Annotated in this window: 9 protein-coding genes; 4 read left to right on the forward strand and 5 right to left on the reverse strand. The window is 55.5% G+C overall.

The genetic code is table 11. The features are described 5' to 3' along the window. Positions 1-8: 8 nt before the first annotated feature. Positions 9-530 (reverse strand): 23S rRNA accumulation protein YceD, encoded by a 522-nt coding sequence (gene yceD / locus MY052_RS14685; protein ID WP_035894179.1) that lies wholly within the window; start codon positions 528-530, stop codon positions 9-11. A 142-nt stretch (positions 531-672) separates the two neighbouring features. Here yceD and MY052_RS14690 point away from each other — a divergent pair, with 142 nt between their 5' ends. Next, positions 673-1,257: a Maf family protein gene (locus tag MY052_RS14690; protein ID WP_202215995.1), complete on the forward strand. Its 585-nt coding sequence runs from the start codon at positions 673-675 to the stop codon at positions 1,255-1,257. Between the two features lie 179 nt (positions 1,258-1,436). Continuing rightward, complete coding sequence (locus MY052_RS14695) at positions 1,437-2,549, forward strand: dienelactone hydrolase family protein (protein WP_227675187.1); 1,113 nt, start codon at positions 1,437-1,439, stop codon at positions 2,547-2,549. A gap of 57 nt (positions 2,550-2,606) precedes the next feature. Here MY052_RS14695 and rluC read toward each other — a convergent pair whose 3' ends face one another. Then, complete coding sequence (rluC, locus tag MY052_RS14700) at positions 2,607-3,560, reverse strand: 23S rRNA pseudouridine(955/2504/2580) synthase RluC (RefSeq protein WP_248537293.1); 954 nt, start codon at positions 3,558-3,560, stop codon at positions 2,607-2,609. 657 nt (positions 3,561-4,217) lie between these two features. On the opposite strand from rluC, the gene rne reads away from it, so the two are divergent. Continuing rightward, positions 4,218-7,457, forward strand: a complete 3,240-nt coding sequence (gene rne / locus MY052_RS14705; protein WP_248537294.1) for a ribonuclease E — start codon at positions 4,218-4,220, stop codon at positions 7,455-7,457. A gap of 47 nt (positions 7,458-7,504) precedes the next feature. Here the strand turns inward: rne and MY052_RS14710 are convergent, their stop codons facing one another. Beyond that, positions 7,505-8,440, reverse strand: a complete 936-nt coding sequence (locus MY052_RS14710) for a LysR family transcriptional regulator (RefSeq protein ID WP_248537295.1) — start codon at positions 8,438-8,440, stop codon at positions 7,505-7,507. 112 nt (positions 8,441-8,552) lie between these two features. Here MY052_RS14710 and MY052_RS14715 point away from each other — a divergent pair, with 112 nt between their 5' ends. Further along, on the forward strand, positions 8,553-9,767 hold the full coding sequence (locus MY052_RS14715; RefSeq protein ID WP_035894190.1) for an MFS transporter: 1,215 nt from the start codon (positions 8,553-8,555) through the stop codon (positions 9,765-9,767). A gap of 83 nt (positions 9,768-9,850) precedes the next feature. Here the strand turns inward: MY052_RS14715 and flgL are convergent, their stop codons facing one another. Beyond that, positions 9,851-10,786 carry a flagellar hook-associated protein FlgL gene (gene flgL, locus MY052_RS14720; protein WP_248537296.1) on the reverse strand — a complete coding sequence of 312 codons (936 nt, stop codon included), beginning with the start codon at positions 10,784-10,786 and terminating at the stop codon, positions 9,851-9,853. A gap of 14 nt (positions 10,787-10,800) precedes the next feature. After that, positions 10,801-12,462, reverse strand: a complete 1,662-nt coding sequence (gene flgK / locus MY052_RS14725) for a flagellar hook-associated protein FlgK (protein WP_202216002.1) — start codon at positions 12,460-12,462, stop codon at positions 10,801-10,803. Positions 12,463-12,491: the final 29 nt, after the last annotated feature.

The following is a 12,491-nucleotide window of genomic DNA, read 5'->3' on the forward strand; positions in this document are numbered from 1 at the left end:
CTCCTCAATTACTTTTGCTTTAAGCTGGCTAATACGGCAAATGGGTTTGGCTTCTGTGCCTCTTCAGGCAATTCACCAAAGACCATGTCCGCCTCGGACACTTCACAGTGTTCAGAATCATGCACCGGAACTACCGGCAAGGCGAGGATGATTTCATCTTCAACCAACGCCAGCAGATCGATTTCACCGAATTCGTTAACCTCAATCGGCTCATACGCTTCCGGGAGTGCCTCAACCTGATCATCATTTTTGACCGGACTGAAACAATACTTTGTGTAAACATGATGCGTAAACGGTTTCCCGCAACGCTGGCACTCCAACGATACCGTCACCTTCACATCGCCGGTCAAGACCGCGAGGCGTTGGTTATCGATATTGAAAGACATGTCGCATTCAACATCACTGTCTACACTGACGACGAACGCAGCGACGCGCTCCGCCTGATCGGGGGTATAGATACCCTGGTAATCAAGGCGTTTTTGAGCCGTACGAACCGGATCGAGAGTCAGGGGTAATTTTACCTTTTGCATAGGGCGCGCATATTAACTTTGTAACGTCATAGAGTCAAAGAAAAAGGCAGCCTCAGGTTGCCTTTTGCCAATAATTCGCACACATTGCGGCCTATAGTTTAAAATGTCGGAATCTAATTCGCTACCGTCTATTTAAAAAATTATGCCTGAATTGATTCTTGCTTCGACATCCCCCTATCGCAAACAGCTTCTGGAGAAACTCGGCCTCCCCTTCGAGTGCGCCGCACCCGAGGTTGACGAACTGCCGTTACCAGGCGAAACCCCGCGCAGCCTGGTGCTGCGCCTGGCGCAGGCAAAGGCCCAGGCGCTGGCCGCACGTTTTCCTGAACATCTGATTATCGGCTCCGACCAGGTGTGTTTACTGGATGGCGAGATCACCGGGAAACCCCACACCGAAGAGAATGCTCGCCTGCAATTAAAAAAGGCCAGCGGAAATGTGGTGACGTTTTATACCGGCCTGGCACTCTATAACTCCGCTAATGGTCAGTTACAGACAGAATGTGAGCCGTTCGACGTCCATTTTCGTCACTTGAGCGAGCAAGAAATCAACGCTTACATCCGTAAAGAAAACCCACTTAACTGCGCGGGCAGTTTTAAAAGTGAGGGGTTAGGTATCGCATTATTTGACCGTCTTGAAGGCCGCGACCCAAACACGCTGATTGGTTTACCACTGATTGCGCTGTGCAAAATGCTGCGCCGGGAGAACTTTAACCCGTTGGCAGATTAGTGCCCCCCCGGCTACTCCCTCAAATGTAACCCGGCCGAGCCCAGGGACGCCGGGAAATCCCACTCACGATCACAGTTTATTTTTTCACCGCCATTACAATCCACACTCTACATTGAAACATTGTTTTAATTTAAGGAGAGAGGATGCGTGGCAAACATAAACTGTTCTTTATACTGGCAATGCTGACTGCGGTGCAGGCCAATGCCGCAGATGACTGGCAGCGTCAGGGCATTACTGAAGGCAATCTTCCTGCCAGCTGGCAGCAGATGAAATCGCAAATGCAGTACCCCGATTCCTGGCTTTCAGGGCACTACACGGACTTCAAACAGTGGCAGCAGCATGCTCGCCAGGAATTCCGTCAATCGCTGCTCACCCCTGACTCAACGAAGCCCTTCGACACCAAAAATATTGCCAGTGAAGACCGGGGCAGCTACACCGCAGAAAAGCTGTCCCTTAACATCACCGACGATAATCGCATCGCTGCGTTAATGCTCACGCCTAAAACCCCTGGCCCACATCCCGCGGTTGTTCTGCTGCACGACCACGGTTCGAAGTTTGATATCGGTAAAGAGAAGCTTATCCGGCCTTGGGGTAACGCAGAACAACTCGCTAGCGCCCAGGCCTGGGCAGATAAATTCTTCACCGGGCGCTTTATCGGCGACGAACTGGCTAAACGCGGCTATGTGGTTATCGCTATCGATAGCCCCGGCTGGGGCGACCGCGGGCCGATGGTCTATGAACAGCAGCAGGCGCTGGCAAGCAACTATTTCAATCTTGGGCGCTCACTGGCCGGTGAAGTGGCCTATGAAGATATGCGTACCGTTGATTTTATCGCTTCGCTGAAAAGCGTCGACAGTCAACGTATTGGCGTGCTCGGCTTCTCGATGGGGGGCTTCCGCGCCTGGCAGCTCGCGGCACTTTCCGACAAAGTGGCCGCGACGGCGGTCATCTCCTGGTTCGGTACTTACAACGGTCTGATGACACCGGGCAACAATGTGCTGCGCGGTCAATCCGCCTTCTACATGCTGCACCCGGGAATGCCCGCGAAAATGGATATCCCCGATATCGCGAGCCTCGCCGCGCCGAAGCCAATGCTGATATTCAGCGGCGGTCAGGACAAGCTGTTCCCTGCGGACGCCGTTAACGATGCCTTTGCTAAAGCACACCGCGTCTGGTCCTCGCAAAACGCCGACGATAGGCTCGTCACCAAAACCTGGCAAGCATTAGGTCACGTCTTTTACCAGCAACAACAGGAGGAAGTTTTCCCCTGGCTGGATAAATGGCTGAAGTAAGAGGAAATAAGAGAGGTTAGCAGGCCGGATAAGCGAAGCACCATCCGGCCTAACGGCTTACTGCTGATTGCGCAGTACCTGCAGGCAGCGCTTGAGCTGGTCATCCATCGGCGCTTCGATACGCAGCACTTCGCCGGTACCCGGATGCGTAAACTTCAGCGCGGCAGCATGCAGGAACAGACGGTTCAGCCCGGTACCCGCCAGCTGTTTATCAAACTCACGGTCTCCATAGCGGTCATCAAAGGCGATAGGATGACCGGCATGCAGCGTGTGGACACGAATCTGGTGGGTACGTCCCGTCACCGGGCTGCAGCGAACCAGCGTCGCGTGGGTATAGCGCTCCTCCACCTTAAAGCGGGTTTCCGACGGCTTCCCTTCCTGATTCACGCGCACGATGCGCTCACCGCTTTGCAGAATATTTTTCAACAACGGCGCCTGCACTACTTTGACATGGGATTGCCACTGTCCACGGACCAGCGCCAGGTAATCTTTTTGCATCCCCTTCTCGCGCAGCTGTTCATGCAGTGAACGCAGCGCCGAACGCTTCTTCGCCACCAGCAGCACGCCGGAGGTATCGCGGTCAAGACGGTGAACCAATTCCAGGAAGCGCGCTTCCGGGCGCAGGGCTCGCAGGCCTTCAATGACGCCAAAGCTCAGCCCGCTGCCGCCGTGTACAGCGGTGCCAGAAGGTTTGTTCAGCACCAGGATATGATCGTCTTCATAGAGGATCACATCGCTCAGGGCAGCGACTTTTTGCAGATGCGGTGATACGGCATCTTCTTCACGCTCGGCAACGCGTACCGGCGGGATGCGCACTTCATCACCCGCTTCCAGCTTGTATTCAGGTTTAATGCGTTTTTTGTTTACCCGCACTTCGCCCTTACGCAGGATGCGATAGATCATGCTCTTCGGCACACCCTTGAGTTGGGTGCGCAAAAAGTTATCGATTCGTTGCCCGGCTTCATCAGCGCTGATGGCAACCATTTTTACGGTTGGAGTCTCAGTTTTCATGGTGCGCGATTCTAAATATCCCCGCTCAATAGCGCCACTCATTTTTCTATGCTTATATTTATCATTACCTGATTACTCTCGTTGCTTCTGCCCGCGAATTGTTTGTTATTAGAACAATCGCATCCAGCAGGTGAAAAAACTGTGAGTAACCGGGTGATAAAAGGTGAAAGTCATCTTGCTATAACTAGGTTAGCAAGGAATAATGAATCTGTTTTCCGTGTTGAACCTGGAATAACAAGGATATTTACGGAATGACCAGTTTTGTCTGTCCGATCATCCACGCAGCAATGGCGTAAGACGTATTGATCTTTCAGACAGTTAGCGGGCTGCGAGTTGCAGTCCTTACCGGTACATATACTGTACGAATTTTAGATGGCAGACAGAAAACGCAACGGGAAACATCCGTGCAGACCTCTACCTTCTGAAAGATGACGAGTATAAATGGAATCTTCTCTGGAGAGTTATCCCAGGCTGTTCCCCAAATAATTGCGCTGTGTTTCCGCTTGAAACACAGGCTACCGACACTCTGCGCCTCTTAAGCGAGCGACAACCGTGAGGTTGGCGACGTGAATAGTCACGAGGCCATCGGTTTACCCCGGAAAGGCAACACTCTGCTCGCAGCTTAGTCGTCAATGTAAGAATAATGAGTAAGTTACGATGAAAAGAATGTTAATCAACGCAACTCAGCAGGAAGAGTTGCGTGTCGCCCTCGTTGATGGGCAGCGTCTGTACGATCTGGATATTGAAAGCCCAGGACACGAACAGAAAAAAGCGAACATCTACAAAGGCAAAATTACCCGTATTGAGCCAAGCCTCGAAGCCGCATTTGTTGATTACGGCGCCGAACGTCATGGTTTCCTCCCTCTCAAAGAAATTGCTCGCGAATACTTCCCTGCTAATTACAACGCTCATGGCCGTCCGAATATCAAAGACGTCCTGCGCGAGGGTCAGGAAGTCATTGTTCAGATTGATAAAGAAGAGCGCGGCAACAAAGGCGCTGCACTGACCACCTTTATCAGCCTTGCGGGTAGCTATCTGGTGCTGATGCCGAATAACCCACGTGCTGGCGGTATCTCCCGTCGCATCGAAGGTGACGATCGCACCGAGCTGAAAGAAGCGCTGGCAAGCCTCGAGCTGCCAGACGGCATGGGCTTAATCGTACGTACCGCAGGTGTGGGTAAATCCGCCGAAGCGCTGCAGTGGGACTTAAGCTTCCGCCTTAAGCACTGGGAAGCTATCCAGAAAGCCGCTGAAAGCCGCCCTGCACCGTTCCTGATTCACCAGGAAAGTAACGTCATCGTTCGTGCCTTCCGCGACTACCTGCGCCAGGACATCGGCGAAATCCTGATCGACAACCCGAAAGTGATGGAAATGGCGCGTCAGCACATTTCTGCGCTGGGTCGTCCAGATTTCAGCAGCAAAATCAAACTGTACACCGGCGAAATCCCGCTGTTCAGTCACTACCAAATTGAATCGCAGATCGAATCCGCTTTCCAGCGTGAAGTCCGTCTGCCGTCAGGCGGCTCTATCGTTATCGATAGCACCGAAGCGCTGACCGCTATCGATATCAACTCCGCGCGTGCAACCCGCGGCGGCGACATCGAAGAAACCGCATTCAACACCAACCTGGAAGCGGCCGATGAAATCGCCCGTCAGCTCCGCCTGCGTGACCTCGGTGGCCTGATCGTTATCGACTTTATCGACATGACCCCGGTACGCCACCAGCGCGCGGTTGAAAACCGTCTGCGTGAAGCGGTGCGTCAGGACCGTGCGCGTATCCAGATTAGCCACATTTCTCGCTTCGGTCTGCTGGAGATGTCCCGTCAGCGTCTGAGCCCTTCTCTTGGTGAATCCAGCCATCACGTCTGCCCACGCTGCTCCGGTACCGGTACCGTGCGTGACAACGAATCGCTGTCGCTCTCCATTCTGCGTCTGATTGAAGAAGAAGCGCTGAAAGAGAACACCAAAGAAGTTCACGCAATTGTCCCAGTGCCAATTGCCTCTTACCTGCTGAACGAAAAGCGCGCCGCTATCAGCGCCATCGAATCCCGTCAGGGCGATGTTCGCTGCATCATCGTGCCAAACGATCAGATGGAAACTCCGCACTACTCCGTACTGCGAGTGCGTAAAGGTGAAGAGACCACTACCCTGAGCTACCTGCTGCCGAAGCTGCATGAAGAAGCCATGGCGCTGCCGGTAGAAGAAGAGTTCGTTGAGCGTAAGCTGCCTGAACAGCCGGCGCTGGCGACCTTCGTAATGCCTGAAGTACCACCAACGTCTGCGACAGAAAAAGCCGCGGTTGCCGCTGCACCACAGCCAAAAGCTGCCGTTGCTGCTGCCCCTGCCGCACCGGGCCTTATCTCCCGCTTCTTCGGCGCGCTGAAAAACCTGTTTGCCGGTACCCCGGAAGCACCGGTTGAAGCTCAGCCAGAGAAACAGGAAGCCAAGCCAGAACGTCAGCAGGAACGTCGCAAACCGCGTCAGAACAACCGTCGCGACCGCAACGATCGCGGTGACCGTAACGACCGCCGTGGCGATCGCAACGAACGTAACGACCGTGGTGAAAACGCCGAAGGCCGTGAACCGCGCGAAAACCGTGAAGGTCGCGAGGACAACCGTCGTAACCGTCGTGAAAAACCGCAGCAGACCGGTGAAGCTCGTGAAAACCGTCAGGTTGCTGCCGTAGACGACAGCGAGAAAGCGAAATCCCGTGACGATCAGCAGCAGTCCCGCCGCGAACGTAACCGCCGCCGCAACGACGAAAAACGTCAGCAGCCGCAGGAAGCCAAGCAGCAGACCCGCGAAGAACAGCCGGTCGTTGTCGACGAAGCTGCACAGGAAGAACGCGTTCAGACTATGCCGCGCCGCAAGCCGCGTCAGCTGTCGCAGAAAGTGCGTATCGAAACCCCTGAGCAGACCGCAGCGCGTGAACTGATTGCAGATGAACCGCAGCAGGAAGAAGCACCACGTACCGCTCTGGCAAAAGTTGATCTGCCAGCCGTTGTTGACGCACCGGTTCAGACCGAGCAGGACGATAGCGCTGAAGGCCGTGATAACAACGGTATGCCGCGTCGTTCCCGTCGTTCTCCGCGTCACCTGCGCGTTAGCGGCCAGCGTCGTCGTCGTTACCGCGATGAGCGTTATCCAACCCAATCACCAATGCCGCTGACCGTCGCCTGTGCGTCGCCAGAACTGGCATCCGGTAAAGTGTGGATCCGCTACCCGGTTGCACAGGTTCAGGATCAGGCTATCGTTGATGCACCGGTTGAGCAGGAAGAGATTGCGCAGCCAATCGTGGCAGAAACCGTTGAGCAAGCCGTAGCGCCTATCGCCGCTGCCGAGCCAGTAGCACCTGCTGCTGTTGAAGCGCCGGTACAGCCTGCGGAAGCGGTTGAGCCAGAAACCGTGGTTGAACCTGTTGCTGTCGCTGCTGAAGAAGCCGCACCAGCCCAGGAAGAAGCGCCTGCGCCAGTTGTTGCAGAAGCAGTAGCTGAAGAGCCAGTCGTTGTTGAAGAAGCACCGGTACAGCCGGTTGCCGAAACCGCAGCGCCGGTTGAAGAAGCCAACGTGGAAGCACCGGTCGCCGCTGAGCCAGTGGTTGAAGTGCCTGTCGTAGCAACGCCTGAAGTAGAAGCGCCAGTGGTTGTGGCAACTCCAGTCGTTGAAGCACCAGTGGTTGCTCCAGCGCCGGTTGTCGCAGAGCCAGCACCTGTTGCTGCTCATCACTCGACCGCACCGATGACTCGCGCACCAGCGCCAGCCTACGTGCCTGAAGCGCCGCGTCACAGCGACTGGGTTCGCCCTGCCTTTGACTTCGACGGTAAAGGTTCTGCCGGTGGTCACAGCGCAACCCATACCGCGACCTCAGGTCCAACCCGCCCGCAGCCGGTTGAATAACCGCTCGCGAGTGAAATAAAAAATCGGCCCTGGTGGCCGATTTTTTTTTAGTCTTTTTTCGGCTGCTGCATCCCGGCAATTTGCGGCATGACTTCCCGCATCAGGTCGAGAAATTTACGCAGCCGCGTTGGGTAATACCGCGCCCACGGGTATACCAGATGCACCGGCAACGGCGCTGCCTGCCACTGTGGCAGCAGCTCAATCAACTGTCCGCTTGCCAGCTCCGCTTCCACCGTCCAGCTCGACACTACCGCCACACCAACATGCGCCAGTGCCGCGTTCTTCGCCACATACAGGCTGTCGGTGCTCAACCGCGCCGCCACCGCCACATTGGCCAGCTGGTCGCTCCCCACCTGACGCAATACCACTTCATGCTGGTAGAAGGTACTGATAGCAATCCACGGTAATGCCGAAAGCTGCTCGGGATTCTCTACCGCCGGATAACGACTCAGCAGTTCAGGTGACGCAACAATACAGCGCGGGACTTCAGCCAGCAGCACCGATACCGTCGCCGGGTCGACATCAGCGCCAACGCGAATGGCGCAATCAATATTGTCGCTGATGAAGTCCACCGCTTTGTCATGCAGCATCCACTCCACCGACAGCTGCGGATAGCGTGCCAGAAAACCCACCAGCGGCATCAGCAGCTGCTGCTGGCCAAATGCATGCGGTGCGCGCACCCGCAGCGTCCCGACCGGCTGGTCATCGGCAAACTGTAGCGCATCCTCCAGCGCCAGCCATGACTCCACCACCTGACGAGCGTGTTGATAGCAGCGTTCGCCATCGTCGGTCAGCTTCATGGCGTGCGTGGACCGTTGCAGCAGCCTGGCTCCCAGCATCTCCTCCAGCGATTGCAGGCGTCGGCTGACGGTGGCCTGAGTAGTCTGCAACTGCCTGGCCGCCGCGGAGAGCGAACCGGATTCCACGATACGAATAAAGGTCCGCATCAGCTCTACGCGGTCTATACGCTCATTTCTTTTCATTATCACTTTGCCTATACGCCAAACGTATAACTGTTTTACCACCAGGCTGGCTACCACTCCACCCCAAAGACACAGAAAATGCGCCTCATACACCGTTGAGGACAACAACATCATGAACAGTCACACCGCATCAACACAGGTCAACAGCCTGCTTATTTTCATCCTGGCATTGGGCGCGGGATTTAGCGTCGCCGCCATTTACTACGCGCAGCCGCTGCTGCCGCTGATGGGCGCAACCTTAAATCTCAGCGTCGAAGGGATGGGGCTGATTCCCACGCTGACTCAGGCTGGTTATGCACTGGGCATTTTATTCCTGTTGCCGCTGGGCGACCGCTATGACCGCAGAACGCTGATTCTGTTTAAAAGTCTGGCGCTGGCCGTGCTGCTACTGATTTATAGCCTGACCCAGCAATTTCATTCTCTGCTGGCGATAAGCCTGCTTATCGGGATGGCTGCGACCATGGCGCAGGATATTGTGCCCGCCGCCGCCATCCTTGCCCCTGCGGGTAAACAGGGGAAAATGGTGGGCACGGTGATGACCGGTCTGCTGCTCGGCATCCTGTTATCACGTACCGTAAGCGGCGTGGTCGGCGAACTCTTTGGCTGGCGCGTGATGTATCAGGCTGCTGCCGTCAGTATCGCGCTGATTGGAGCGCTGCTGTGGCGCGTGCTGCCAAACTTTGCCGCCCACTCAGAGCTGCACTACCCAGCGCTGATGGTGTCGATGGCACACCTGTGGCGTCGCTACCCAACGCTGCGCCGTGCCGCCATGGCGCAAGGTTTTCTCTCTATCGCCTTTAGCGCGTTCTGGTCTACGCTTGCCGTGATGCTGGCCGAGCACTATCACATGGGCAGCGCCGTTGCCGGGGGGTTCGGTATCGCCGGTGCAGCAGGTGCTTTAGCCGCGCCGCTGGCAGGTGGCTTAGCCGATAAAGTTGGTGCCGAGAAAGTCACTCAGTTGGGTGCGCTGCTGGTCAGCCTCTCGTTCGCCCTGATGCTGCTGCTCCCTGCCCTGCCGCCGATGGCGCAACTGGTGCTGATTGCCGTCTCTGCCGTGGGCTTCGACCTTGGCCTGCAGTCAAGTCTGGTGGCACACCAGAATCTGGTTTATAGCCTGGAGCCACAGGCTCGTGGCCGCCTGAACGCGCTGCTGTTCACCGGGGTGTTTATTGGGATGTCAGTTGGGTCGGTGCTGGGGACGCAGGTTTACGCCATGGCCGGTTGGGAAGGAGTGGTGATTCTGGCTACCGTTGCGGGTCTGGTTGCACTGGCTATTCGCGTCAGTGAAACCTACCGCCTGCGTAACACCGCGCTCAATGCACAATAGAAGCTAAAAAAAAGCCCGCGACGGGGTGATGACGCGGGCGATAAAACATATCCAGTTTCCAGATATGTCAAAACTTACATGTTTTATTTATTCAGTTGGAACAGCGACATTCCCTGCATATCCGTAAACGCTTTGTACGCTGCCTGTAGTGCGGTTTGCTGCATGGTGTAATTCGAAATCGTTTCGTTCCAGTCTACATCGACCAGGTTACTCATCTGCTGTGTTTGCGCCAGCGCACGGTCATCACCCAGTGAATCGAGCTTGTCGAGTTCATTAAGCTGGGTACCTAATTCGGCGCGCACGGACAGCACGTTGTTCAATGAGTTACTCAGGCTACGGTTAGTGCGGTCGATTGCCGCTGCCGCCGTATCTTTTGCGGTATCATCATCTTCAACAGGCGTGTTCAACGCGGCAATCGCGGAGTCCAGCGCTTTAAAGATATTGGTGTCCGCATCCGGCTTCGCGTTACTGGTCGCACTGTCAAACACCAGATTACCGGTATGGCCAATCACCATGGTACGTGATGTATCAACCTGCTGTTCGACGTTGAGCGTACCGCCAACGTAGGTGCCCTGGTCGTCAAACGGTGCCGTATCCGTTTTATAACCGGCAAAAATATAGCGCCCGTTACCGTCGGTACTGTTTGCCAGGTTGAGGATCTGGTCACGGATCCCCTGCAGTTCAGTTGCCAGTGAGGCGCGGTCATCATCGCTCAGCGTGCCGTTACCGGCGTTAACGATCTTTTCCTGCGCCGACTGAATCGCGGTGGTCACCTGTGAGAGCGTGCTCTCTTCAATCGACACGCGCTGCGTGGCAAAGGTGCGCGCCGTCGCAAACTGGCTGTTCTGCGCCTGTGCCTGTGACAAGACGACTGCCTGCGAGGCCGCAACCGGGTCATCCGACGCACGGTTAACGCGCTTGCCGGTCGACATCTGTTCGCCATACTTCAACCATGCAGACTGAGAATCGGTAATGCCTCTCATGTTCTGCTGATACATCATTAAGGTACTAACGCGCATGATGGTCCCTCTTCTTAGCGAATATTGATTAATGCGTCGAAGATGGTGCTTGCGGTTTGCAGCACCTGCGCATTGGCCAGGTAATACTGTTGATAGAGCTGCAGGTTGCCGTATTCTTCATCGAGGTTTACCCCAGAGATAGACTGCTGCTGCTCGGTTAATTGGGTGACCACGTTTGCCTGCGTGGTACTGCTGCTCTTCAGCGTCGAGGTTTTGGTACCGATGCTACTCACCAGCGCCGCGTAGGCATCGCTGAAGCTCTTCGAGCCGCCAACCACTTTACTGTTTTGCAGATCCAACAGCGCCTGTCCGTTGCGGTTATCACTCTCGCCAACGCTGTCACCGTTAGTGTCCGGCAGACCCATCGCAATTTCAGACTCGCTGCTGATAGCGACTTTCATGTTAACGATAGTGTCGCTGACCGGCTTAACGGTGAAGCTATCACCGGTATTCGCCGCACCCGTTCCGCCAATAGAAACCGAGAGGCCGTCAAATTTCAGCGTGGTCGCATCGCTATCCGCATCCAGCTTCACGGTGGTGTTATCGGAAGTGCGCGTCACCTGCCAACCGCTGTCGGTTTTCACCACTCGGTAATCCGTCGCCTGTACCGCAGATGACTTACTAACGCTTGCCGTCAGCTCTGCGTCGCCGGTATTTTTACTGTTTGCCAGAACGGACGGTTTGCCGAAGGAGAAGAAATTCTCGCCGGTATCGCCGTTGGCATCGACGCCTTGCTTATGCACCGTGTTGAAAGCGTCGGCAAAGGCCAGCGCCATCTGGTTCAGGCTATTGCGCGTCTGGTCCAGATCCTGAGAGCGGAACGTCAACATGCCGCCCAGTGAACCGGTCGTCAGCAGCTTTTCCGGGATCTCAACATTGCCCGCCACGTTATCAACATAAGCCACAGTCGTCCGCGTTGGATCGGCACTGCTCGGTACCGCCGCCAGTTGGTTAGACTTGGTCCCCGCCACCAGCGTATAGCCGTTTGCCATGGTGATGTTGTAGGTGCTGCCATCCTGGACGTTGACTTCAACGCCCACCAGCTTGTTCAGGTCGCTCACCAGCTGATCGCGCTGGTCCAGCAAATCGTTTGGCGATGCGCCTGCGCCTACGCCGGTCAGACGTGAAATTTTGTCATTGAGGCTGGCAATCTGCGAGGTGTAGTTGTTTATCTGATCAACGGTCGACGAAATACTCAGGTTGATCTGCTTGTCCTGGTCACGCAGATACTGGTCAGCAACCTTGAACTGGTTTACCACGCCATCGGCCTTACCCAGCACGGTCTGGCGTGCCGCCGGATCTTCGGCGTTGCTCACCAGCGTCTGCAGGCTGCTGAAGAAATCCTGCAGGGTCGTCGAGATGTTATTGGTCGTGCTCGCAAACATGTTGTCGAGCTTAGAAACCTGATCGTAACGCGTACTCAAACCGCTGCTCTGGCTTTGCGCCGAACGCAGCTGGTTGGTGATAAAGGCGTTATATTCACGCTGAATGCTGGAGACATTAACGCCATTGCCCACCCAACCGCCCGCACCAAGCGTACTGTTGGCTGCTGCCAGCACCGTCGTCTGACGGGTGTAGCCAGCGACGTTATAGCTGGAGATATTGTTACTGGTGGTATTCAGCGCCGACTGTGCGGCGCTCAGCCCGCTCATCGCGCTGTTAATTAAACTGGACATGAACGCTCCTTCTTTAGACCATGGTATTA

Source organism: Kluyvera ascorbata (assembly GCF_023195735.1).
GTDB lineage: Bacteria > Pseudomonadota > Gammaproteobacteria > Enterobacterales > Enterobacteriaceae > Kluyvera > Kluyvera ascorbata.

What these genes read in the sequence shown, in the direction of transcription:
- yceD (WP_035894179.1), bottom strand. Translation starts at nt 530, where the DNA reads ATGCAAAAGGTAAAATTACCCCTGACTCTCGATCCGGTTCGTACGGCT.
- MY052_RS14690 (WP_202215995.1), top strand. Translation starts at nt 673, where the DNA reads ATGCCTGAATTGATTCTTGCTTCGACATCCCCCTATCGCAAACAGCTT.
- MY052_RS14695 (WP_227675187.1), top strand. Translation starts at nt 1,437, where the DNA reads ATGCTGACTGCGGTGCAGGCCAATGCCGCAGATGACTGGCAGCGTCAG.
- rluC (WP_248537293.1), bottom strand. Translation starts at nt 3,560, where the DNA reads ATGAAAACTGAGACTCCAACCGTAAAAATGGTTGCCATCAGCGCTGAT.
- rne (WP_248537294.1), top strand. Translation starts at nt 4,218, where the DNA reads ATGAAAAGAATGTTAATCAACGCAACTCAGCAGGAAGAGTTGCGTGTC.
- MY052_RS14710 (WP_248537295.1), bottom strand. Translation starts at nt 8,440, where the DNA reads ATGAAAAGAAATGAGCGTATAGACCGCGTAGAGCTGATGCGGACCTTT.
- MY052_RS14715 (WP_035894190.1), top strand. Translation starts at nt 8,553, where the DNA reads ATGAACAGTCACACCGCATCAACACAGGTCAACAGCCTGCTTATTTTC.
- flgL (WP_248537296.1), bottom strand. Translation starts at nt 10,786, where the DNA reads ATGCGCGTTAGTACCTTAATGATGTATCAGCAGAACATGAGAGGCATT.
- flgK (WP_202216002.1), bottom strand. Translation starts at nt 12,462, where the DNA reads ATGTCCAGTTTAATTAACAGCGCGATGAGCGGGCTGAGCGCCGCACAG.